Source organism: Haladaptatus halobius, assembly GCF_020618475.1.
GTDB lineage: Archaea > Halobacteriota > Halobacteria > Halobacteriales > Haladaptataceae > Haladaptatus > Haladaptatus halobius.
The window spans coordinates 1,250,613-1,273,507 of record NZ_CP085336.1 but is presented as its reverse complement, the minus strand read 5'-3'; the positions used below and the strand labels follow the sequence as shown (position 1 = coordinate 1,273,507).

20 protein-coding genes are annotated in these 22,895 nt (G+C 57.0%); 8 read left to right on the top strand and 12 right to left on the bottom strand.

Annotated features, from left to right (window positions below; translation table 11 throughout):
* Window positions 1-235: 235 nt before the first annotated feature.
* The 5 genes from LIW51_RS23445 to LIW51_RS23425 all read left to right on the top strand — a co-directional run bounded on the left by LIW51_RS23445 (window position 236) and on the right by LIW51_RS23425 (window position 3,367).
* On the top strand, window positions 236-1,267 hold the full coding sequence (locus tag LIW51_RS23445; protein ID WP_227377498.1) for an NAD(P)-dependent alcohol dehydrogenase: 1,032 nt from the start codon (window positions 236-238) through the stop codon (window positions 1,265-1,267).
* Window positions 1,268-1,369: 102 nt separating this feature from the next.
* A complete protein-coding gene (locus LIW51_RS23440) occupies window positions 1,370-2,149 on the top strand; it encodes an SDR family NAD(P)-dependent oxidoreductase (protein ID WP_227377497.1) in 780 nt (259 codons plus the stop codon).
* A 151-nt stretch (window positions 2,150-2,300) separates the two neighbouring features.
* Window positions 2,301-2,555, top strand: coding sequence for a helix-turn-helix domain-containing protein (locus LIW51_RS23435; protein ID WP_227377496.1), 255 nt, complete (start codon window positions 2,301-2,303; stop codon window positions 2,553-2,555).
* A gap of 108 nt (window positions 2,556-2,663) precedes the next feature.
* Window positions 2,664-3,095 carry an MOSC domain-containing protein gene (locus tag LIW51_RS23430; RefSeq protein WP_227377495.1) on the top strand — a complete coding sequence of 144 codons (432 nt, stop codon included), beginning with the start codon at window positions 2,664-2,666 and terminating at the stop codon, window positions 3,093-3,095.
* Window positions 3,092-3,367, top strand: coding sequence for a hypothetical protein (locus LIW51_RS23425; protein WP_227377494.1), 276 nt, complete (start codon window positions 3,092-3,094; stop codon window positions 3,365-3,367). The genes LIW51_RS23430 and LIW51_RS23425 overlap by 4 nt, the downstream gene beginning before the upstream one ends.
* Before the next feature lie 575 nt (window positions 3,368-3,942).
* Here the strand turns inward: LIW51_RS23425 and LIW51_RS23420 are convergent.
* On the bottom strand, window positions 3,943-5,103 hold the full coding sequence (locus LIW51_RS23420; protein ID WP_227377493.1) for a PrnB family protein: 1,161 nt from the start codon (window positions 5,101-5,103) through the stop codon (window positions 3,943-3,945).
* Between the two features lie 189 nt (window positions 5,104-5,292).
* Window positions 5,293-6,219, bottom strand: a complete 927-nt coding sequence (gene lipP1, locus LIW51_RS23415; protein ID WP_227377492.1) for a LipP1 family hormone-sensitive lipase — start codon at window positions 6,217-6,219, stop codon at window positions 5,293-5,295.
* A gap of 85 nt (window positions 6,220-6,304) precedes the next feature.
* Between lipP1 and kynU the strand changes: the two genes are divergently transcribed.
* Both kynU and LIW51_RS23405 read left to right on the top strand, forming a co-directional pair.
* Window positions 6,305-7,591, top strand: a complete 1,287-nt coding sequence (gene kynU, locus LIW51_RS23410; RefSeq protein ID WP_227377491.1) for a kynureninase — start codon at window positions 6,305-6,307, stop codon at window positions 7,589-7,591.
* 123 nt (window positions 7,592-7,714) lie between these two features.
* The gene (locus LIW51_RS23405) at window positions 7,715-8,698 is read left to right on the top strand and encodes a BtrH N-terminal domain-containing protein (RefSeq protein WP_227377490.1); all 984 of its coding nucleotides are present in this window, start codon (window positions 7,715-7,717) and stop codon (window positions 8,696-8,698) included.
* 126 nt (window positions 8,699-8,824) lie between these two features.
* On the opposite strand, the gene trpB is transcribed toward LIW51_RS23405, so the two are convergent.
* The 9 genes from trpB to LIW51_RS23360 all read right to left on the bottom strand — a co-directional run bounded on the left by trpB (window position 8,825) and on the right by LIW51_RS23360 (window position 18,777).
* Window positions 8,825-9,997: a tryptophan synthase subunit beta gene (gene trpB, locus LIW51_RS23400; RefSeq protein ID WP_227377489.1), complete on the bottom strand. Its 1,173-nt coding sequence runs from the start codon at window positions 9,995-9,997 to the stop codon at window positions 8,825-8,827.
* Between the two features lie 86 nt (window positions 9,998-10,083).
* A complete protein-coding gene (locus LIW51_RS23395; RefSeq protein WP_227377488.1) occupies window positions 10,084-10,857 on the bottom strand; it encodes an enoyl-CoA hydratase/isomerase family protein in 774 nt (257 codons plus the stop codon).
* A gap of 99 nt (window positions 10,858-10,956) precedes the next feature.
* A complete protein-coding gene (locus LIW51_RS23390) occupies window positions 10,957-11,724 on the bottom strand; it encodes an SDR family NAD(P)-dependent oxidoreductase (RefSeq protein ID WP_227377487.1) in 768 nt (255 codons plus the stop codon).
* Between the two features lie 60 nt (window positions 11,725-11,784).
* On the bottom strand, window positions 11,785-12,240 hold the full coding sequence (locus LIW51_RS23385) for a MaoC/PaaZ C-terminal domain-containing protein (RefSeq protein ID WP_227377486.1): 456 nt from the start codon (window positions 12,238-12,240) through the stop codon (window positions 11,785-11,787).
* Window positions 12,237-13,385 (bottom strand): acyl-CoA dehydrogenase family protein, encoded by a 1,149-nt coding sequence (locus LIW51_RS23380; RefSeq protein WP_227377485.1) that lies wholly within the window; start codon window positions 13,383-13,385, stop codon window positions 12,237-12,239. The genes LIW51_RS23385 and LIW51_RS23380 overlap by 4 nt, the downstream gene beginning before the upstream one ends.
* Window positions 13,375-13,797, bottom strand: coding sequence for a RidA family protein (locus LIW51_RS23375; RefSeq protein WP_227377484.1), 423 nt, complete (start codon window positions 13,795-13,797; stop codon window positions 13,375-13,377). The genes LIW51_RS23380 and LIW51_RS23375 overlap by 11 nt, the downstream gene beginning before the upstream one ends.
* 212 nt (window positions 13,798-14,009) lie before the next feature.
* Complete coding sequence (locus LIW51_RS23370) at window positions 14,010-16,163, bottom strand: oxidoreductase (RefSeq protein WP_227377483.1); 2,154 nt, start codon at window positions 16,161-16,163, stop codon at window positions 14,010-14,012.
* Window positions 16,160-17,032, bottom strand: coding sequence for an LLM class flavin-dependent oxidoreductase (locus LIW51_RS23365; RefSeq protein WP_227377482.1), 873 nt, complete (start codon window positions 17,030-17,032; stop codon window positions 16,160-16,162). Before LIW51_RS23365 ends, LIW51_RS23370 begins: the two co-directional genes overlap by 4 nt.
* Before the next feature lie 68 nt (window positions 17,033-17,100).
* Window positions 17,101-18,777 carry an acetate--CoA ligase gene (locus LIW51_RS23360; RefSeq protein WP_227377481.1) on the bottom strand — a complete coding sequence of 559 codons (1,677 nt, stop codon included), beginning with the start codon at window positions 18,775-18,777 and terminating at the stop codon, window positions 17,101-17,103.
* Window positions 18,778-20,024: 1,247 nt separating this feature from the next.
* On the opposite strand from LIW51_RS23360, the gene LIW51_RS23350 reads away from it, so the two are divergent.
* Complete coding sequence (locus LIW51_RS23350) at window positions 20,025-21,620, top strand: N-acyl-D-amino-acid deacylase family protein (RefSeq protein WP_227377480.1); 1,596 nt, start codon at window positions 20,025-20,027, stop codon at window positions 21,618-21,620.
* A gap of 39 nt (window positions 21,621-21,659) precedes the next feature.
* On the opposite strand, the gene LIW51_RS23345 is transcribed toward LIW51_RS23350, so the two are convergent.
* Window positions 21,660-22,784: an alanine racemase gene (locus LIW51_RS23345; RefSeq protein ID WP_227377479.1), complete on the bottom strand. Its 1,125-nt coding sequence runs from the start codon at window positions 22,782-22,784 to the stop codon at window positions 21,660-21,662.
* Window positions 22,785-22,895: the final 111 nt, after the last annotated feature.

Here is a 22,895-nt window from a genome sequence, read left to right as displayed (position 1 = left end):
CGACCTCGAACTACTGCTGGCCCCCTTACGAAACGACCTCCGAAACGGCGCGAGTTGGGCCGATGTCGATCGGGAAACCGGTGCGCTTCGTGTCCTTCAGAGAGTAAGCGCAGACGCACGTCAACTGGTACTACCCAGTCTGGCACCACGAGGACGGCAGCGTCACCACTCGACGACGCTGCCGTGAATCGGGAGCATCCCTATATTTTTGTGGGTTCCGTCCGTTCGAATCCGTATGAAAGCCGCCGTGCTAGTCGAACCCACCGAGTTCGAGATTCGACGACGCTCCGACCTGTCGCCCGGCCCAGAAGACGTCCTCGTCGCAGTTCGGGATGTCGGTATCTGCGGGTCCGACGTCCACTACTACGAACACGGGCGAATTGGCGATTACGTCGTCGAAGACCCACTCGTCCTCGGGCACGAAAGCGCCGGCGAAGTCGTCGAAGTCGGCGAGAACATCGATGACCTCACGCCCGGCGACCGAGTCGCCCTCGAACCTGGTGTTCCCTGTCGCCGATGCGCCCACTGCAAGCGAGGAGACTACCACCTCTGTGAGGAGGTCGAGTTCATGGCGACGCCGCCGCACGATGGCGCGTTCGCGGAGTACGTCTCGTGGCCGGCCGACTTCGCCTACAAGCTTCCGGAGACCGTCTCGACGACGGAGGGGGCGCTTTGCGAACCGCTCTCCGTTGGTATCCACGCGTGCCGACGGGGCGACGTGGGAACAGGGGACACCGTTCTCGTCGCCGGAGCAGGTCCGATCGGACTAATGACGATGGAGACGGCGTTCGCCTCGGGTGCGACTGACGTTATCGTCACCGACGTCGTCCCGGAGAAACTCGATTTCGCGAGCGAACGCGGTGCCGACCTGACCGTCGACGTCTCGGAGATGGATCTCGAAACGGCCGTCGCGGAGTACACCGACGGTGTGGGTGCCGACGTCGTCGTTGAGGCGTCCGGCGCAAAACCGTCGATACGTTTGACCATCGACGCCGTCCGTCGCGGCGGCACCGTCGTACTGGTTGGACTAGCGGACGAAGCGAACGTTCCGTTCAACGTTCTCGACATCATCGACAATGAACTCGACGTTCACGGGTCGTTCCGCTACAAGAACACGTACGACGCGGCCATCAGCCTTCTCGAAGACGACGCCGTGGATGTGGAGGGCATCGTCGACTTCAAATCATCGCTCGACGATATAGACGACGCTTTCCGTCGTGCGATGCAACCCGGCGTCGTCAAGGGGATGATTTCGTTCGATGATTGATTCGATTCGTCGGAAGTTCACCGCCACCGCTCGGCGGTACTATCATCTTTCTCGTGTGAATAGAGACGAAGATTTTTGTGAACCTCAGTCAGCGGTACTATCGTGACAGTACTTGATGCGTTCGACCTCGATGGACAGACGGCAATCGTGACTGGTGGTAACCGCGGTATCGGCCGCGCCATCGCGAACGCCCTCGCAGAGGCGGGGGCAAACGTCGTCATTGCAAATCGCGATGTGGCGTTGGGAGAAGAGGCGGCGACGAAGATTGCCGACACGACCGGGACCGATACGTTCGCAGTGGAGTGCGATGTAACCGACGAGGATGCTGTGGAGGCGATGGTCGAGGCGACTGTCGAGCGATTCGATGGAATAGACGTGCTCGTGAACAACGCTGGTATCGTCATCCACGAGGCCATCGAAACGATGTCGCTCAAGGAGTGGTCCACTGTCCTTGAGACGAATCTCACGGGCGCGTTTATCTGCTCGCGCGCTGCCGGCCGTGAAATGATGCAGAACGGCGGCGGTGTCATCCTGAACGTCTCCTCGATGTCTGCGTTCATCGCCAACTATCCCCAGCGACAAGTTGCCTACAACGCCTCGAAGGCCGGGTTAGAGGGGTTCAAGAACCAACTCGCCTCGGAGTGGGCCGAGTTCGACATCCGCGTGAACAACCTCGCACCGGGATACGTTGCCACCGATAACGCGGATCAGGGTGCGCAGGTCGCCGAGAACGCTGTCGATACTTGGGAGGGCGAAATGTTATTAGATGAGATGGCGACGCCGGAGATGCTCGGTCCGACGGCGGTGTACCTCACGAGCGATGCTTCCGCGTACATGACCGGGGAGACGATCGTTCTCGACGGTGGGTACACCGTACGCTAGCCGAACCGATGACACGGAACGCGGATACTCGTAAAGGAAAGTCCTGATCCTGAATCGGCGTTCGCGGTGGCTTGTCTAGCCGACAGGGCTAACGCCTGCCCCTTGAGAAAACGATCCGCTTCTCGGGAATCGTCTTTGTCTGAAAAACGATGTGACGTTCCGAGTCACCCCGCTCAGAGACGCAGCAGATCACGAAACGACGGACGTCGTGGGAGTGTCCGAGAAACGGAAACGGTTGCTTCGGATGGCCTACCAAGAGGGCTATTACGAGATTCCACGCAGAATTTCGCAGGACGAATTGGCCAAAAATCTCGATATCTCGACATCCGCTTTTTCGAAACGACTTCGCAGAGATACGGAACAACTCATCGGAAACACGCTCACCGTCAAGAAGAATCACCGATAAGATTGTACCTCTGTTCGTCGGTATATATAACTCACATTCCCACGAAGAGAGTTCATGGGAACCGGTCGAGTTGCGCAGATTCATATTGCTTCCGACAGTGGTGACCCGATGCAAGCACGACAAGAGGTGAAAGCTGTTGCTGAACGGGAACTCCGCGGTGACCGATACTTCGATGGACGTGGCCTCTGGAACTTCCTTGACGATGATCCGAATCGAGAGGTAAAGGAAGCAAGTGATGTCACCTTCATCGAAGCTGAGGCACTGGCGGCGGTTAAACGGGATGCGGAAATCGAGATTCCGCCGGGTGCACATCGCCGGAATGTGACAACCGCAGATGTACCGCTCAACCATCTCGTCGGCCAGACGTTCACAGTCGGCGATGTCGTCTGTGAAGGTATCCAACTGTGTGAACCGTGTGGCTATATGCAGTCGCTCGTCGGGGAGGAGGGTCTCTCCGAATCGCTCGTTCACCGTGGTGGATTCAACGCATCTGTCGTTGAGTCCGGGCAGTTTGCCGTCGGCGACGAGGTTCGGTGGTGACCGTGGTCGTCATCGATTTGGACGAATCGTTGTCGGTCACGATGACGACAGGGACGTCGAAGCCGTGCAGTTACACTATCATCTATCAGGGCGAGGAAGTTGCCCAGTATGAGACGAGTGCGGATCCGCGAACGGCCGGTGGGCGTGTTGGCCTTCGAAACATCGTCTGCAGGCGCGTTCCGAATTATGACAAGGCGGTGGTCGATGAACAGCTGACGACAAGCATCGCAGAGCACGCGGAGGCACTGACCGAAGAATTCGGGTCGCGATAACGCGGTACTCCTGCTCGGGCCAAAATCAGAACAGGGCATCGTGGGGCGCCATCGATTGGCAACATGGCGTACTCCGTGTGCTCTGCATGAATCATATCGAGTATGCACCGCTCCTTGAGGTTGTCCAGAAGCCACTTCGTCGAATGCAGGGCGAACTCGAGCCGGCAACCTCAGTATTTCCAGTGTTTCCACAGAGCATCCGCCGTCAAAGTATCGGGTGGTTCTGTCGCAAGTCCCAGATGGGGAGGACGCACATCTCGACGCCGTGATTTGCGAGCACGAGGTCGTGCTTCCTGTGATATCGACCGAGGGTGCGCTCAGTGATGAAGCGGTTGTGTGAGGAAGCAGACCTTGATGTCAAGGGCGACCGTCAATGTTGGGTGCGCCACTGACCTCGTCGTTCACTCCGGGCGTCTCTCGGGAGGACGACCGGCATGCGATCTAATCGTCAGATAGAGACAGCCATGGCGAGCATTTGGTTCTGAAGGATATCCTCAAGTGTGGTTTTCGTCACGAACGCTGCAATGGCATAGAGAATAGACAATAGCGGATATGGCTTCAACGGAGCGAAGTCCTCACTCCGCCGAAGACGATAGCCTGCAGTTTTGCGTATCGTCTGTGAATGACCCAAGATAGCGACCGTACGGCGTTCCACCAGTTCCTTTCTGTTCGTCAAGCGGCTTTGTCAAGTAGGTCTCGACGATGTCGATGTGGTGATCGCGGAAGGTAACCATCCGGTCGATACAGTCATTGTATGCATTGCGAAGGCTGTCATCACTGTTCGCAGCGTAATCGTGGAGGTTTGGGCCCTCTTCAACCGCCTCGATGAATGCTCGGTGAGCGGGAGGCATATCTCCCCGTAGGACATGGAGATGGTTCACGAGCGGGTTATCACCGTGATCAATTCCCAAGGCAGCGTCAAGCGCTTGGAAAAGACTTGACTGCGCTCCGGACGCGCCTCGGTATGATTGGGGCCCGTTGAGCTCAGTGACACCTTCGTACTTGACGCTCGTAAGCGATTTCAAATACGGTCGAAATCCCTGTCCATATTGCTCTGGATCGTTGTGCTCCGGCATTCTATCGAGAACCGCAGTAATATCGTGTAGCGCGTCTTCTATCGTTTGAAGGGCGTGCGTAACCCGAGTTAGGTCATCTTCGATGATTCCTTGTTGTGCATCGCTGATCGCGGCGATCGCCGGCCCTGCTGCGCTCTCGATGGCGACGTGGATAGCGATGAACCATTGCTCGTCACGCGGTTCGAAGAAATTTGTGATGGTGTCTACGTTCGGTGGCGTCATTGCACGGTCGGTGTCGGTTAGAGTCCAGTTATGAAGGACGTATGCGTCGTATGAAAGGACTGGCGTGCGGCCAAGGCGCTTCGTCGATTCATAAAGCGGGACGGCCACGCCGGTTGGAATGGTAGTGGCGGACGGTTCGTTGGGTTTATGCACGTACGCATTCGCGAGGAATCCGGTGACACTGTATACGCGCATCAGTTCGCGTTCGGTCAGCTCGTCAAATACATCTGGAGATGGCGCCTCAAGGTTTTCCACCGCCGATCTGAGCTGGTCGTTCTCAATGAGGCTAGGGAGGCCATCTCCTAATTTGTCGAGTGATTGGAGATGCGGATGTGCGTCCGTCCCGAACGACATGAGTGGTTCGGTATCAGGAAGAAATCCGTGTTCAGGGCTGATATCGAACCGATTGTAATCGAGTGATTCAACGCGTTCGGTCATCGTGGGTTTCACTAGTACGCTAACTATCTTAAAGCATGAAGTTCGTTCCTACTGTCAAATATGGCGATTGGATTCCTAAATCGTACAATAGCAGCCAAAGAGACTCACTCTCGGTGAGAATTGAGTATCTCTCGGACGCGCGTGCGACAGTTTCGGATTATATAGCAGAAAACAGATAGAGGTTGTCTCTTACCAGATATTTCCCGCCACCGCATCCAACGCTTCGTCAGCGACGGTCACATCGTCACTCAAACTGAGAAACCCGTGAGCCATCGCTGGATAGTGAAGGTGCTCGACATCGACACCGTCGTTTGCCAGTTGGTCAGCGTAGGCGGCCCCCTCGTCACAAAGCGGATCGAACCCCGCGGTGACGACCGTCGCTGGTGCAACCCCTGAAAAATCGATCATCTGCAACGGTGACGCAAAGGGGTTATAGCCGTCGACAGGACTCCGAAGGTACTGATTCCAAAACCACTCCATATCGGCGTGGGTCAACAGTGGTCCGCCTGCGTTCGCCTGATAGGAATCGGTATCGAGTGCAAAGTCGGTGATGGGATACAGGAGCAGTTGCCGCGTGATGTCTGGGCCATTTTGTTCCCTGGCACGGAGAGCAGTTACGGCGGCGAGATTGCCTCCAGCACTGGTGCCACCAACAGCGACGCGTCCATCCCCCCCGAGAACGTCGGCGTTTCGGATAACCCACTCGAGGGCAGCGTACGCATCGTCGACTGCAGCGGGAAACGAGTGCTCAGGTGCGAGACGGTAATCCACCGAGACAACAATGCACTCTGCACGCATTGCAAGTTCGCGACAGATGTTCTCGACGGAGTCGAGTGTTCCAAGTACCCACCCGCCACCGTGGTAGTAGACAAGAATTGGAAGGGGTTGGTCGGCAGCAGGGCAATACACACGAACTGGAACTTCGCCTCCAGGGCCGTCGAAAGCGAGATCGCGGACGACCTCAATCTCGGGGCCCCCACCGGTCGTGAACAGTTCGTCCTCGATGCGCCGAGCACTCTCGACCGACAGTTCGTGCCATTCTGGAATCCCCATCGCTTCGATTTCCTCGATGACGGCGGCTAGTTCGACGTCGAGTTCGTCAGCACGTGTTGACATGAGTGGTGTGTTTCGTCACTCCGTCTTGACTGTTCCGGTGGTCACTCTCCGAAAAATACACCCTGCTGGAGGTGTCATACAACCTATGGACGATGAAATCGAACTCGGGTGCGAATATGCTCAGCAACGTGACGACGCAGCCAGTGTGAATCTTCGCGATCGGTTCTATCTCCCCGACGATCTCTATCTCGACGGTAACTCCCTTGGCCCACTCTCGACGGACGCCGAGCGCAACCTCCAACACGTCGTCGACGAATGGCGCGAACGTGGGATTCAAGGCTGGACTGATGGCGAACCGCCGTGGTTCCACTATGGCGAACACCTCGGCAAGCGTCTTGCACCAATCGTCGGGGCCCGCGAGGATGAGGTCGTCGTGGCGAATTCCACGACCGTCAATATTCACACGCTCGTCGGTACCTTTCTTGATCAACGTGCAGAGTTGGGCCGCGGGCAGAAGGTCATCGTGAACGACCTTGACTTTCCGACCGACCACTACGCGATTCGCGCACAGCTCCGTATTCGTGGACTTGACCCCGACGAGCATCTCGTCATCGTTGAGTCTCACGACGGACGGACGCTCCGCGAAGACGATATCGCGGCTGCACTCGACGAACACGATGACGTGGGTATCGTCTTCATGCCTTCCGTCTTCTACCGCTCTGGCCAACTCCTGGATATTAAATCCATCACGGACCTCGCACACGAACACGATGCGTTTGCAGGCTTCGACCTCGCGCACTCCGTGGGAGCGATGCCTCACTCACTGGCCGAGAACGATGTCGACTTCGCTGTGTGGTGTCACTACAAGTATCTCAACGCCGGCCCTGGTGCCATCGCAGGATTGTACGTCCACCGCGACTATCACGGTGAATTGCCTGCGCTAGCAGGTTGGTGGGGCCATGAGAAGGACACGCAGTTCGAGATGCAACTGACTTACACGCCCGCGCATTCAGCAGGGGCTTGGCAGATCGGTACGGTTCCCATCCTGAGTGCCGCCCCGCTTGCGGGCGTATTGGATATCATCGACGAGGTTGGTATCAAAACACTACGTGAGCAGTCAGTGGCACTCACCGAATACCTCATCTCTCTCGTCGACGAACGCCTCCCCGAGTGCACGTTGGGAACGCCGCGCGACCCGGCTCAGCGCGGCGGCCATGTGGCCATCGAGCACCCAGAGGGATACCGGATCAACGAGGCGCTCAAAGCACACGGCGTCATCGTCGATTTCCGATCGCCGAACGTCATCCGTATGTGCCCGTCACCACTCTACGTTAGCTTCGAAGATGTCTGGGATGCTGTCGAACACCTGCGCGAAATCCTCGACGAACGTGTGTACGAGCAGTTCGAAGAACGCGGTGGCGGTGTGACCTAACGTGCCTGTGACTGGGACGGACAGGCTAGTAGAGATTTCGTTGCCCTGTGTACAGAAGAACACACATAGCCAACAGCCCTTACGGACAACACTGCTTTACGGGGAGCAATCGGTCGATTGTATATGCATCTCTCCAAATACACCCACACGCCCGGCGCCCACTGTGGTTCGGCGTCGCTTCGAAATCTAGCAGACTACTACGGCTGGGGATTGAACGAGTCACTCTGTTTCGGACTCGGTTCCGGCCTCGGATTCGGCTATTACGAACACGGCCCAGCAAGTCGCATCATCATGGGGCGGAACGGACAACTGGAGACGGGATTTTTCGAGACGCTCGGAATCGACTATCGAGAAGCCAGCGGGCAGACGTGGGAAACTGCGTGGAACGATATGCAGGCCCACATCGCCGATGATGCCCCAGTGATGCTGTTCGTCAATCTCTTCTATCTCGATTATTTCGAAACGAGTACGCATTTTGGCCCGCACGTGGTCCTCTGCATCGGAATTGACGATGAGGAAGTTCTCTTCTCCGACAGCGAGTTCGATTCCGTACAACGACTGCCAATCGCGCACTTACAGGAGGCGTTGAATTCCGACTACGGGTTCGGCCCTCTCGACAATCGGTGGCTCGTCGTCACCGATTCCACCATCGAAAACGATTGCACCCCGGCGAGCAGGCACGCGGTTCAGCGGGCGGTGAAAATCATGCTCACACCGGAGGACGGCCACTGGAAATCGGAGGGGATCAAAGGTATTCGACGATTTGGGGAGGATCTTCCGACATGGACGGCGTTGGAGGACACGAGTTGGTGTGCTCGATTTGGCTATCAGAACATCGAACGACGCGGAACGGGCGGTGGTGCGTTCCGTCGGTTGTACGCCGAATTTCTCGAGCAAGTAGCTCCCGACTTGGGATTACGGGATGAAATCCCGGAACGACTCTACGACATCGCGGACGACTGGACTGGCTTGAGTGGAACGCTCAAAGAAGCGAGTGAGGCTGAAGGCCGACAACAGGAACGACTTCTCGAGCAAGCGGGCGACCAAGCGATGGCGCTGGCCGACCGTGAAGAGCGGTTTTTCACTCACCTCCAAGAGATGATCTAGGTCACCTCTCTACCGCAAATGGGCCTCCCGATGCACTATCCCTCCTACTCGCGTTCGCTCATTCTGTGGGAAGGGAAATAGTGCCCGCGTCTAATAAAACGGGACTCTGGAACCTTGAAAGTCGATTCAGCTCTTCGAGAGATACTCGTTCGCTATCTTGTCGACGTCCTTGTCACCTCGGCCACTCAGGTTCACAATGATGACGTCGTCCGAATCGCGTTCTGCGGCGAGTTTCTTTGCGAGCGCAACGCCGTGGCTCGACTCCAACGCCGGCACGATTCCCTCGAGGCGGCAGAGGTCTTGAAAGGCGTCAAGCGCCTCATCGTCGACGACGGCTTGGTACTCACAACGGCCGACTTCACGGAACATCGCGTGTTCGGGTCCGACGCCGGGATAGTCGAGGCCCGCAGCGATGGAGTGAACTTCTACGTCATCGTCGAGAACGCGGGTTCGCATCCCGTGGATGACGTCTTCCTTTCCGGAAGCAAGCGGCGCAGCGTGGCGTTTCGAATCGGATCCTTCGCCACCACCCTCTGCTCCGAAAAACTCGACATCGTCATCGCGGAAGGCATGGAATAGTCCCATCGCGTTAGAGCCCCCGCCGACACACGCAACTGCAGCGTCAGGGAGTCGCCCTTCTTTCTCGAGGATCTGTTCACGGGCCTCGTTGCCGATGACAGATTGGAAATCGCGAACCATCCGTGGGAACGGATCTGGACCGACGACAGAGCCGACGAGATAGTGCGTGTTATCGATGTTCTCGATCAAATCTTCGAGTGCGACATCGACAGCGTCGGCAAGCCCCTGTCCCCCCTGCGTCACTTCATTGACGTCTGCACCCATCAATTCCATGCGGAAGGCGTTCATCTTCTGACGCTCAAGGTCTTTCTTGCCCTGATAGATTACCGTGTCGAGTCCCAGGAGCGCACCGACGATAGACGTAGCCGTTCCGTGCTGACCAGCTCCAGTTTCGGCGATAAGACGCTCCTTCCCGGCGTGTTTGGCCATGAGTCCTTGCCCGAGGCAGTTGTTGAGTTTGTGCGCACCGCCATGGAGCAGATCTTCGCGTTTGAGATAGATTGTTGCCCCGTACTCGGCCGACAGTCGATCGGCGCGATACAACGGTGTTGGTCGCCCGGCGAAATCTCGCTGCAGCCGCTGTAGTTCGGCCTGAAAGTCTGTATCATCTTTCACGCTATCGTAGGCATCAGCTAACTGTTGCAGGACGTCTGCTAGCTCATCAGGAACATATCGTCCTCCGTACGATCCAAATTCATGCTGCTGGCCTTTCTTAGCCATGGTCTCTCACACCACACGATAGATAATAAACATACTGTCTTGTAGTCGTTCCTACAATAAGTCACAAAAGAACGTGAGTCACTTGGCTACGCCGGCCAATCGGGGTCACGTCGTTCAAGTTGAGCGTCGACGCCCTCCCGGTAATCGGGATCGGTACGAGCCGCCTCCAACGAGACTGCCTCCAAGTGTGCTTTCGCGGCCGTTGGTGACATATCCGTACTCGCATAGATACCTTGCTTAAGTTTTTTGAGCACCCGCGGACTTTTGGCTCTGAGCGCGTCGAAAACTGCCTGAACCGTCGCATCCAACTCCTCGGTAGGAACGCTTCTCGCTACGAGACCGATTTCATCGGCGCGAGCGCCCGTGATCGGTTCGCCAGTCATGAGTATATCCATCGCCGTCGGAAGGCCGACCCGCTCCAACAGTTCTGGTGGCGAGAAGTGATTGACGATACCGAGCGCCGACTCCGGTTGGCCGATTTGCGCGTCGTTCGCGGCAATCGGAATATCGGTGTGTAAGAGGAGATCGAACCCACCGCCGTACGTATGCCCATCGATCTTCGCTACCGTCGGCTGGGGGATCGTCCGCATTTCGGTGAACAATTCCTCCCACGTCTCGGTGAACGGTTCGAGGGCGTACTCGCGATCTTTTACCTCCTGTAAATCGCCGCCAGCGCAGAACGCATCGCCTGCACTCTCAAAGAGCACCACTCGCACGTCATCCCGGTCACGATACTCACGAAGTTGGTCGGTGATCACCAGCTTCGTCTCCATATCGACTGCGTTCAGCTTTGCTTCGCGCTGAATCTCGATGCGAGCGATACCGTCTACGACGCTGAACTCAGCGTTGACGTCATCCATGATATAATTCTCACGTCCTACTCGAAAAAAGCTACCCTCAGAATCCCCCTCACAGGCCTCCTCTTTCGTTGAAGGCGAGGCCTGTGCTTGACGTGCACGTCACTCGGCGATCCACCCACCGTCCACGACCAGACACTCACCGGTTACGTAGGATGCCATCTCACTAGCGAGAAACACCACAGGTGCGGCGACTTCGTCGGGGTCGGCGAAGCGTTTCATCGGCGTTTGGTCGAGCAGACGTTGGTAGAGATCCTCGTTCTCACGGATACCGTCCGTCAGGTCGGTGGTCACATAGCCGGGAGCGACAGCGTTCACGCGAACGTCTGGCGCCCAATCGAGCGCGAGACTCTTGGTCAGGCCGACAAGCCCGTGTTTCGATGCGACGTAAGGATGCTGGCGCGGGATACCGACAACGCCGCCGACACTGGCGATGTTGATGAGCGAACCACCCGACTTTTGTAACGCTGCACCTGCTTCCCTGGCGCAGGCAAATGCACCGCGGAGATTCACGTCGACCGTCCGGTCGAACTCGTCGACGTCGATTGTCTCGGGGCGACCGAGTGCGCCTCGGGGATTGATTCCCGCATTGTTGACGACGATGTCGATGCGCCCGAACTCGTTTTTGACCTGTGCGAAGAGCTTCTCGACTGCCTCCTGGTCGCTTACGTCGGTGGGGACGACGAGTGACTCACACCCCCGCTCTTGGACAGCCTCGACGGCCTCAACGACGTCGTCTTCGGTGCGAGAGGTCGGCACGACATCGGCACCAGTTTCTGCGAACGCTTCAGTTATCGCGCGTCCAATTCCACGAGTGCCGCCGGTCACGACGGCCATCTGCCCCGAGAAATCCGGTGTCAGATCGGTCATCGCTTCGAAATGAGATGGCGTGGATAATCAAGGTGATGTCGGTTCGCAGGCCGTCATCTCTCACTTCCGCGCGACCAACACCCGCTTGGTCAGCTGCAGTACGGGGTCACCGTCGTCCGTTCGCATCTCGAGTTCGAATTGAACGGTACCCCGCTCTTCGTTCCACTCTTCAAGACCGACGATTTCCGCATCGGCATTGAGAACATCGCCGGGTTTGATGGGACGCCTCCACTGGAGGTTCTCGACCTCGACGCCTGCGATGATGGCGATTCCTGCCTTTTCGACGATGCCATCCACGAATCGCCGCATACTGATCGCCGCCGTGTGCCAGCCACTGGCGACGAGCGTGCCGAACATCGACTCGGCAGCTGCCTCGGGGTCGGTGTGAATCGGTTGCGGGTCGTATTGCTCGGCGAAGGAGATGATCTCCGCTTCGGTGACCGTTTCTGCCCCGAGATTGAACGTCTCACCCACGGCGAGATCTTCGAAATAGCGTTGCGTCGAATTCTGGTTCATTCGTATAATCGCTTGCTTACAACGAGTCGGTTCACCTCGTTCGTCCCGTCGTAGATCTGCGTGCCCTTCGCCTCGCGCATGTACCGCTCGACGGGGTAGTCCTGCGAGTATCCCCGTGATCCCAGTACTTGCACTGCCTCCGTTGCGATGTCCATTGCCGCGTCCGTAGCGAAGGTCTTGGCCATCGCTGCGTCCTGCGTCACGCGTTCCCCCCGGTCACGGTTTCCGGCGGCGTACATGGTCAGCAGCCGTGCCGCTTGTGTTCGCGTGGCCATATCTGCGAGTTTGAATCCGATTCCTTGGAATTCGCGGATAGGCTGGCCGAATTGCTCTCGCTCGTCGGCGAACGCCTTCGCCGCATCGAGCGATCCCTGCGCGAGACCGACACCCTGGGCGGCGGTGCCGATTCGGCCGATATCGAGCGCTTCCATGACGTAGCGGAACCCGCGTCCTTCCTCGCCGACGAGATTCTCGACAGGAACACGGACATCGTCGAATCGAATCTCGCTTTCGATAGCGGTGTCACCTTCCATGCAGGGAATGTTCCGGACGAACTCCACTCCGTCACGGTCGCCGGGATTGGGGATGCCGATCAGGCTCAATCCCCCGTGGCCCTCGTCACCCGTACGCGCGACGATGAGGAGGAAGTCTGCGGCTTCACCGTTGGTCGTCCACACCTTGTGGCCGTCAATAACCCATTCGTCACCCTCACGTTGAGCAGTGGTTTCCATCGCGGCGGCATCACTCCCTGCGTCGGGTTCGGTCATCGACAGCGCAGGAATGGATTCTCCCCGACAGATCGGTGCGAGCCACTCCTCACGGTGGCTGTCGGTGCCAAACTCGGCGATCGGGTAGCCCACCAGTCCGCAGGCGATGTTGACGGCACCCGCGACGCATTTCCATGCTCGCGAGAGTTCCTCAACCGTGACTGCGAATGAGCGGTAGTCGAGCCCGCCCCCGTCTACCTCTGTCGAGAAGGGAACGCCCGTCAACCCCGCTTCGCCGACCCGTCGGATGAGTTCCGCAGGGAACTCCCCGCGCTCTTCGTACTCTTCGATATGCGGTAGTATCTCCTCCTCGCAGAACTCGCGTACCGTCTCACGGTGCGTCTCGTGGTCAGCGGTGACGGCAAATTCACCGAGCATCGTTCGTTCCCTTCTCGTCGATGACGGCGAACCCTTCCAACTCGACTAATGTCTCTTCTTTGAAGAAGCCGCTCACCTCGAAGAGTGCGAGCGCCGGATACTCCTCGAAATATCGGCCGAACACCTCGCCCAGCGGCTCGAGGTTTGAACGATACTGCTCACGGTCTGCGACGAAGATATTGAGTTTCACGATATTTTCACTCGCACCGCCAGCTTGCTCGACGACCGTCGCGAGGTTTTCGAGCACCTGTTCGAACTGGCGGACAAGGTCATCTGGGGCGACGATGTTTCCGTCTGCTCCCGTCGCGTCCTGGCCCGCGAGATAGAGTGTCTTCCCGCCCTCGACCAGCACACCGTGATTGAATCCACGGGGCTCGGCCAACTCCGGCGGCGAGACGATTTGCCGTTTCATGTGTGAGAACAACTGGCGCAGCTATCTTAAGAGCTGTCCTCACGATGAAATCTTTCGGCCACGCGAGGACAGCAATACTACTACACGGAGAACGTTCTCGACTCATCCGGGAAAACGACTTCTTGTCTGGCACCTCCGATTGTGCATTCCTCTACTAAGTACGACGGTTCCGTCCTCCACGAACAAGCGAAGCGAGTTGAAGGGCTAGTTCACTAGCTGGATGCGGGAGTATTCGGATGGAACAACACCAAATCCGCCCGGCCTCCACCGACCATCGTGTTCACCTCGTCGTACGTCGTGAGGTAATTTGTCGAGAGTGTTGGCATCTCGACCTCGTTACGAAACTGTTCGCTAAACCGGCCCAGTGTATCGGTGTCGAACTGCGGGCGTTCCCGAACGGAGGCTTGCCCAGCCACGATCGCAAGGAGGTCACAGTCGCGTTCCTTGAGCGATCGAGCCACCGCGTATGCCTCGTGCGTTTTGAGGCCGTTTAGATTCCAATCGGTCGCTTGGAGGGTCACTCCGAGGGATTTCTCCTCCGGCCACGCGTCACGAACGGCGTCAAACACCTGGAGCGGGTAGCGCATCCGCTCCTCTAGCGACCCGCCATACTCATCGTCACGGTCGTTCGAGAGCGGTGAGAGGAAACTCGACAGGAGATAGCCATGCCCCGCGTTGAGTTGCAGATGATCGAATCCAGCCCTCTCAGCACGCTCCGCTGCAGTGACGAACGCTTCACGAACCCGATCAAGGTCGTCGGTGTCCATGGCGGTCGGTGTCGGACTTGCAGGCCCGAATGGTTTCGCCGAGGGTGCCAACAGTTCCCACCGTTCGTGTTCCGGAAGCGGACGGTCGAGGCCGCGGTCGCGGGATTTGGTCGCGCCACGTCGACCGGCGTGGAATAGGTGGGCACCGACGATGGGTTCCGCCGCCAAAGCGTCGCGGACTCGAGCAATCGCATCGCCGAGGGCGTCGGTGTGGTCGTCGGCGTAGAGTCCGGGCGTGCCAGTTGTTATCCGTCCGTTGGGTGTGACCGCGAGTGGGTCGGTCAGCAGCATACCGGGTCCCTGTTCGCCCCGTATCACTAACTGGTCAAGATACGAGTCCGCGGGCTGGCCGTCGGTTGCCGTCTCTGTGGGTGGGAGCGTCATGACCGTGCGGTTTGGTATCCGCACGTCTCGCAACGAGAGGTGTTTGAACAGCGGCGGCGTCGCTACTGCCGTCGCTTCCTCACCCTCAGCTGCAGTAAACCATTGGTCGAAGCGATCGACGAACGACGGATCGCGGACGCGGAGGTTATCGTACGTGATTCGTCCACTCCGCGTCAGGAGGTTAAACGCGAACCGACGTGGGCGGAGATTCTGATAGCGCTCGACGTTCTCGAAGTAGTTCTCACTTCGCTCGGCGGCCTCTTGGAGCCCTTGGACACGCGGACGGCGCTCTTTCTCGTACCAGTTGAATGCCGCCCGAATATCCCGACCGTGTTCCTCGAAGGCCTCTTGGAGGGCGATCGAATCTTCCATCGCCATCTTCGTTCCCGACCCGATGGAGAAGTGTGCGGTATGGGCCGCGTCGCCGATCAGAACGACGTTCTCGTGCGACCACGTTGCGTTTCGCACGGTCGGGAAGTTCCGCCAGGCGTAGAGCTTGGACTCGAGCTTGTAGTCTCCCAAGTGATCTGCAAAGAGCTCCTCGAAATATCCGAGCGCCTCTTCCTCGGATGCTTCGTCCATTCCGGCGGCCGCCCACGTTTCCTCGGTGCATTCGACGATGAACGTACTCTTCCGCCCTGGGTAGGCGTGAATACGCCAGAGCCCGTGTTCGTTCTCTCGGAAAATGAATGTGAACACGTCGAACGGCTTCACGGTTCCGAACCACGCGAACTTGGCGTTGCCCGCATTGTTGTTCGGCCGGAACGCCTGGTCGTATGTCTCTCTGACGGTGCTGTTCAGACCATCTGCGCCGATGAGGATGTCGGACTCCGCTCGAAGCTGCTCCGGATCGTTGATCGGCTCACCATGGCGTAATTCGACACCAAGTTCGACTGCACGGGTCTGGAGAACCGACAGGAGATCTGAGCGCATAATGCCGGCGAAGGAGTGTCCGCTGCATCGGAAGTACTCTCCGTCGTAGTAGATATCAATCGGATCCCAGCGAACGAACGCATCAGTGATCCGTTCGTGACTGAGTCGGTCTGCCTCACGGAGTGACGAGAGGGTGGCGTCCGAGAAGACGACCCCCCACCCGTACGTGTTGTCCGCGGGGTCGCGTTCGTAGACGGTCACCTCCCACTCTGGGAAAGACTTCTTGAGCAACAGGGAGACGTACAATCCCCCTGGGCCGCCCCCGAGTATGTCCACGTTCACGCATTCTCACTCCCGTTCCACTTTGTGCCGAGGGTATCGGCCAGCAGATCGAACTGTTCAGGGTCGGCGACGGTCGGGAACAGTATAAGTTCGTCACATCCTTTGTCTTCGTAGCTTCGGACGAACTGCGTGACCTCCTGAGGCGTCGTGAGAAGACTCTCGGCGATCCGTTCGGCGAACGGCCCGGTGAACTCGTAGTAGTTCAGCAGGTAATCGCGTCCCTTCTCGGCTGCTTCGTCACAACCGAGCGCGTAGTACCCGTGGCCCCAGATTTCGGGGCCGCCCGGGCGTTCGCATTCAGCCCACGCCGCTTGTGCACGTTCTGCCTGCCGAGCGAAGGCGCGTGGCGGGCCCCCACCGTGGATGTAACCGTCCGCAAACCGTCCAACTCGGCGGTACGTGTGATCGCTATCGCCGCCCACGAGAATCGTCGGCCCTCCGTCCTGTATGGGGTCGGGGCCGATATCGTCGCCTTCCCAATAATCACGAAGTTCCGCTAATTGTTGGTCGAAAAGGCGACCGCGTTTTTCGAATTCGACACTGACAGCGTCGTAGTCTCCTTTCCGCGCACCGAGGGCCATACCGAGCGTGAGTCGGCCGTTCGAGAGGACATCAAGCGTTGCGGCCGTCTTTGCGAGCGACGCATTCCGCCGAAGCGGTCCGGCGATGATCGACGTTGCTAACTCGATTTCGTCGGTGACTGCCGCACATGCAGTAAGCGTTGCCATCGGATCAAGGCCGTGATAGCGCAATCGATCGAATACCCCAAGGCTTGTGAACGGACCATCGTCTGCCCACTCTGCCCACGACAATATCAGCTCTCTGTCGACTCCTTTCAGTGTGTTCGGTAGGCCGATTCCTACTTGCATATTATGTGTTATTCGACTGGTAGCAACACCCTATAACTATCGGTGAATGGTACCGTTTAGCAAATACATCAGGGAGTATTGGCGGTGCCACTCTCTTGCTCACGTTCCCGAAGAAGATTGCGCCGTATCTTCCCTGTCTCCGTTTTCGGAAGCTCTGAGACGAATTCAATTCGGCGTGGATACTTGTAGGGAGCAATCTGGCTTTTGACGTGATCCTGTAGCATCGACGTGACTTTCTCGTCGGGTTCGACCCCGTCGATGAGGACGACGAACGCTTTAACAACCGTTCCGCGCTCTTCGTCGGGACTTCCGACGACAGCAGTTTCGTAGACTTCATCCCGTTCTTGAAGCACCGACTCGACCTCCGGGCCCGGTATATTGTACCCGCTGGAGATAATGAGGTCGTCACGGCGTGACTTGTATTCGAACCGGTCGTCCTCAGTCCGAACGAAGACATCTCCAGGAAGGCTCCATCCACCGTGTACGGCCAGCTCTTGTTTCTCTGGCCGCCCCCAGTAGGTGACTCCCGTTGAACCGCGGACGGCGAGCAGTCCAGCTTCGCCGTAGTCGAGTTCCGCACCCGTATCTGGGTCGATGACCTTACATTCATAGCCCGGAACGGGGTAGCCCGTCACCGACGGATCGATATCGTCACCGATTCGGTGGCTGACGAAGATGTGGAGCATCTCGGTCGACCCGAGACCGTCGAGCAGTTCGATACCGAACGACGATTTCACGCGCTCGAACGTGGACGGCGAGAGGGGTTCACCTGCGCTAATGCCGAGACGGAGTGATGAGAGGTCGGCCGCCTCGATCTGGTCGGCGTGTTCGTTGAGCATCTGATTGTAGGCAGTCGGTATCGATCCAAGTACCGTGACACCGTATTCGTCGATCGTCTTGATGAGATCCAACGGCTCTGCGTTCTCGATGATGACGGTGCTCGCCCCGAATCGGAGTGGAAATGCAACGAGAACGCCATACCCGAACGTGAATGCGATGGGTGGATTGCCAGAGAAGACGTCGTCCATGGTCGGTTGGAGACAGTACCGTGCATAGCCGTCTACGATCGCAAGCATCTGCCGATGCGTATGAATCGTGCCCTTGGGTCGGCCCGTCGTCCCACTCGTGTATGCGAGCATCGAGAGGTCGTCGCGGTGGGTTTCCGCTGCGTTCAGTTTCGGCGCGGCTGCTGAACAAAGGTCGTCGTAATCGTGGTAGTCGTGTGCGATGCCTTCACGGTCGGCGACGATGATCGTTTGAAGGGAATCACACGTTTCGTTTGCGGCTTCGACCGGTTCCAATAGTCCATCATGCACGAGGGCGACCGTCGCACCGGAGTCTTCGATGACGTAGGTGCACTCTTTCGTCTGCAGGAGTTTCATCGACGGGACGGGAATAGCGCCGATTTTCTGAACCGCGAGGCACGAAACTGCGTATTCTGGCCGATTCGCGAAGCGGACGAAAACTCGCTCGCCAGGTTCGACGCCGAGATCTTGAAGCGCGTTTCCGAGTCGGTTGACTCGCGTTTGGAGGTCGCGGTATGTTATCGGTTCATCCTCGAAGTAGATAGCGACATCGTCTCCCTTGCCTGCCTCTACGTGCCGATCGACGAGTTCGACGGCTGCGTTGAGAGATTTCGGATAGTGGAGTTCGGGGAGTGCATAGAAGAGATCTGCTTGTGTTTCAGTCGGTGGGAATTTCCCTGCTGGAACGTGTTCTCCTTGGATGCTGTTCTCACGTAGCATACCCCCCTTTCAATGTCATCAGTTATATATCCTGAGAAAAATTTCACAAGAATCGCTTGAATGTCTCACGGTGTGACACCGACCTCTCCTACAGTGCCTCAGAATCCTCCAAATCACCGAATCGGAGATAATCTACCGCAGTCGAGATGGCACGAGTTCACACAGGAGGAAGTCGATCAAGAGGATATTAGACAGTATCTCAGAGGAGTATTCTTTGAACTTCTATGGCTATCCACTCACGGGCGCACGGAGTCTCTCACTCAATAGAGCGGGATCTTCCAAACCTTGTCGGGAGCACGAACAGCGATAGGCGGGGGACGCTGTCAATCAGTGTTTGGTGTATCGAGTGGCTCTACCTCAACTGTTAGATTTGCTGTGACAACGACATGGCATCCTGCGTACTGGAATAGAACTATTTCACTCGTACGTGGCGTGCCATGAAATGTCGATGCGAACAGGGCTTCGAGGTTCGATCGTTCCTCGGGCAGTATCTGTCGTGTCTGCTGACGAATTTCGATAGCGTCTTCCCCCGCGCCTTGAAGTTGGTTCCACGAGAGTGGTGACTATGTTGCCGCTCTGCCTCTGAGACCTCCTACAATCTCGGTTCCAAACTCATCCGCGATACTGTCTAGTGGTGTTTCGTTACCGTGCACATCTTCCCAGTGGTCGACTGTTCACAGGGTGCGAGAGTTTGTGAGCGATGACGTGTTATTGGGTGGCTGGTAGGCGTGGACTGGGCGGTTATCGGGGGATGAGGTATTCAGCTCGTCTCGATCGTCCAGTAGAAGAGAACCGATAGTCAGCATCGACTTTGAATGGCGCATACGTTAGTATTTGAGCTATTAACCAGACATGTGCTCTATATCCGGGGCAGGAGCGATGGTAAAGACTCAAGCAGAAAGCAGCAGTCTGTGAAGATTTTCCGTTATCGCGAGAACCACTTAAGACGCTAAACGTGAAGACGACAAAAACCAGAATGAGAAGCGCAGGGATACCCACGAACAGTAGCCACCGAAGAAAGTTACGCCGAGATACCCTTCAAAGTATTCCAGTCACTGTCCAGCTCACGCTGAACCAGGGTTACTCATCGTGTGAAGTTCAGAGCGTGAGCCAATTGGTGCAGTCACGATAGTGAGTACCGATATGCGCTAAAGTCGTAGTCAATAGATGGAAATTGGATGATGTTTACAGGGATAATTCACGAGTAAAATAGAGGCTTTATTTTATATCGCCCCATGATGGGGGATATGAGGGCTGAGACAGTTATCAAGGACGCACGAATCATCGATGGAACCGGTGCGCCTTGGTTCAGGGGTGCAATCGCTATCAATCGCGGGAAGATTGAGGAAATACATCGGGGAAAAATATCGCAAATCGACGCTGATACTGAAATCGATGCGGAAGGGATGGCTGTTTGTCCCGGGTTTATCGATACTCATTCCCACTCTGATCTCCAACTATTTTCGGACCCGACGCTTGCCCCGAAAATTCGACAGGGGATCACCACGGAGGTTCTGGGCCAAGACGGCTTTTCGATGGCGCCACTCTATGATATCGAGACTGATGCTTGGGAGACACATCTAAGCGGTATCGCCGGTCGACCCGACGGAGAGTGGACGTGGGAGTCTCTCGGGGAGTACCTCGAAGCAATTGACGACCACGGAATCGCTCCGAACGTCGCGACGTTGGTAGGACATGGAACAGTTCGATTCAACGTCCTCGGATTCAGTGATACGGCACCGACTGAGGACGACCTGGGTCAGATGGCAGACCTCGTCACAGAGGCGCTGGAAGAGGGGGCATTTGGCTTCTCGACAGGGCTCGTCTACACACCCGCTCGCTACTCGGACACAGGCGAAGTCAGGGAACTGGCCGCCCAACTGGCGCCGTACGGTCGGCCGTTCGTTGCCCATATCAGAAACGAGCGCCGCCAAATTTGGGAGGCTCTCGATGAGTTTGTCGACATCGGAGCAGAAACTGGTGTTCCACTTCATCTATCTCACTTCAAACTCGCCGGGCCGGACCAGCAGGGGAAAGTACGTCGTGCCGAAAGCATCTTCGAAGCAGCACGAGAGCGAGGCGTCGACCTGACGGTCGAACAATACCCCTACACGGCGGGAAGCACGACGCTCACGAATGTCCTACCACCGTGGGTTCAAGCTGAGGGGCCAGAGCAGACGCTCTCATATTTACAAGATGACGATGCCCGAGGGAAGATTCGGCGTGATATCTCCAAGTGGCGGATCGACGGCTGGGAAAACCGTGGTGCCTATACGGGGTGGGAGAACATCGAAGTCACAAACGTTGCGTCCGAGGCTAATCAGTCAGTCGAAGGGAAGAGCATTGCAACAATCGCTACAGATCGCAATACCGATCCAGTTTCAGTGGTTTGTGATCTTCTTGTCAAAGAAGAACTCGAAGTCGGGATGCTGTTACATCAACTGACGGAATCTGATGTCCGGGAAGTCCTCACCAATGAGCGGGTGAACATTGCAACAGATGGATTATTCGGTGGACGACCGCATCCGCGTGTATTCGGTACGTACCCGAAGATTCTCAGTCGGTATGTTCGCGAAGCAAATATCCTCACGCTTGAGGAAGCTATTCGGAAAATGACGTCCTTGCCTGCACGTGCGATGGGTCTTGAGACGAAAGGTGTGCTTCGGCCGGGGTTGGACGCCGATCTCGTCGTCTTTGATCCTGCCACAATCGATACAAACGCCACGTACAATTCTCCACACCAATTCCCCACCGGAATCCATCACGTGATGGTAAACGGCTCCTTCGTGGTTCGTGACTCCGTTGTGACCGGGGCTCGTCCCGGAGCAGCGCTCACGAAATAATAACTGAGAGTCGCGCGTCGTGATACCAATCGAATCGTACTATTTTACTTTTCCTCGAGCTTGGACATCCCAGAGTTCTTCGACGCGGCCGTCTCGAACTCCGACGATCGTATCGTGGAGATTGATTGTGGCACACACATGCGGGACGATGAACTCGATTCGGTCGCCGACATCGACTGATTTCTCGCTGTCACTAGTATCCAGCCACCCGTGCTCTTCGGATGCGTTCACGTACGTTATGTCCTCGCGGTACTTAGGTACGGGAAGCTGTGGTTTATCCATCGAGAGGGTCTTGCTGCCAGCGTCGACGACGGCCCGATCCGCTGTTGGTTTGGAGATCACCGTCGAGATGATGGTCGCCGCACAATCGTCCTTATCGACATCGAACGGTCGATGTTCGAGCTCTCCGACGTCCATGAACGGATACATCCCGGGGTTAATCTCGGTCACGGCAGGATGTTCGCCGCTATACTTTGAGGTTGCTGTCCCGCCGACTTTCACCTCCTCCACGGGGATACCCTCTGCTTCGAGGAGTTCGACTGTCTCCTGCGTTCGGTCCATGGCTTCGGTGCAGTACCGTTCGTACTCTGTACGTGTTTCGGCCTTCGATTTGACGTGCGCCTCGTACGCAAGAAGACCACAGAAGTTCAGGTGCGACTGCTCCTGGATGAGTCGTGCCATCTGGAGCGCTGATTCCCCTAGGGGAACTCCCGTTCGATGCAGACCGACGTCGACTTCGAGGATTACGTCGATGGTCACATAGTGGTCGGCGGCGACAGTCTGTAGCGGCGCGATATTCCCCGGCCCGTCGACCGTCGTCGTAAATCGGTCGAGTTTTTGCGCCAGCCAGACCAGCCGTTCGAGTTTCGGCCGTCCGACGACTTGGTAAGAGAGGTAGATATCGTGGATGCCGTTCTTCGCCATGACCTCAGCCTCGCCGAGTGTCTGGCAGACAATCCCGCCACCACCGCTGTACTCATTCTGGAGGTGTGCAATCTCTGCGTTTTTGTGTGTTTTAATGTGCGACCGGAGTCGGACGTCATTCTCGGTCGCGAACGAGGCGTAGTCCTGGATGTTCGCCTCCATCGTGTCGAGATCAACCAACAGTGCAGGTGTCTCTACCTCATCTACTGATGCATAAAGTGATGGTTTCAGTTCTGTCATCGTTGAAATGGGCATAGATGCGATTCAGGTAATAACGGTAAAAGTCTTTGCTACACCCCAATAGCGTGCCGTTATCCGAGAGACAAATATCCAACTGATCATGGTACTAGA

What these genes read in the sequence shown, in the direction of transcription:
- LIW51_RS23445 (WP_227377498.1), top strand. Translation starts at nt 236, where the DNA reads ATGAAAGCCGCCGTGCTAGTCGAACCCACCGAGTTCGAGATTCGACGA.
- LIW51_RS23430 (WP_227377495.1), top strand. Translation starts at nt 2,664, where the DNA reads ATGCAAGCACGACAAGAGGTGAAAGCTGTTGCTGAACGGGAACTCCGC.
- LIW51_RS23420 (WP_227377493.1), bottom strand. Translation starts at nt 5,103, where the DNA reads ATGACCGAACGCGTTGAATCACTCGATTACAATCGGTTCGATATCAGC.
- lipP1 (WP_227377492.1), bottom strand. Translation starts at nt 6,219, where the DNA reads ATGTCAACACGTGCTGACGAACTCGACGTCGAACTAGCCGCCGTCATC.
- kynU (WP_227377491.1), top strand. Translation starts at nt 6,305, where the DNA reads ATGGACGATGAAATCGAACTCGGGTGCGAATATGCTCAGCAACGTGAC.
- LIW51_RS23405 (WP_227377490.1), top strand. Translation starts at nt 7,715, where the DNA reads ATGCATCTCTCCAAATACACCCACACGCCCGGCGCCCACTGTGGTTCG.
- trpB (WP_227377489.1), bottom strand. Translation starts at nt 9,997, where the DNA reads ATGGCTAAGAAAGGCCAGCAGCATGAATTTGGATCGTACGGAGGACGA.
- LIW51_RS23395 (WP_227377488.1), bottom strand. Translation starts at nt 10,857, where the DNA reads ATGGATGACGTCAACGCTGAGTTCAGCGTCGTAGACGGTATCGCTCGC.
- LIW51_RS23390 (WP_227377487.1), bottom strand. Translation starts at nt 11,724, where the DNA reads ATGACCGATCTGACACCGGATTTCTCGGGGCAGATGGCCGTCGTGACC.
- LIW51_RS23385 (WP_227377486.1), bottom strand. Translation starts at nt 12,240, where the DNA reads ATGAACCAGAATTCGACGCAACGCTATTTCGAAGATCTCGCCGTGGGT.
- LIW51_RS23380 (WP_227377485.1), bottom strand. Translation starts at nt 13,385, where the DNA reads ATGCTCGGTGAATTTGCCGTCACCGCTGACCACGAGACGCACCGTGAG.
- LIW51_RS23375 (WP_227377484.1), bottom strand. Translation starts at nt 13,797, where the DNA reads ATGAAACGGCAAATCGTCTCGCCGCCGGAGTTGGCCGAGCCCCGTGGA.
- LIW51_RS23365 (WP_227377482.1), bottom strand. Translation starts at nt 17,032, where the DNA reads ATGCAAGTAGGAATCGGCCTACCGAACACACTGAAAGGAGTCGACAGA.
- LIW51_RS23360 (WP_227377481.1), bottom strand. Translation starts at nt 18,777, where the DNA reads ATGCTACGTGAGAACAGCATCCAAGGAGAACACGTTCCAGCAGGGAAA.
- LIW51_RS23350 (WP_227377480.1), top strand. Translation starts at nt 20,025, where the DNA reads ATGAGGGCTGAGACAGTTATCAAGGACGCACGAATCATCGATGGAACC.
- LIW51_RS23345 (WP_227377479.1), bottom strand. Translation starts at nt 22,784, where the DNA reads ATGACAGAACTGAAACCATCACTTTATGCATCAGTAGATGAGGTAGAG.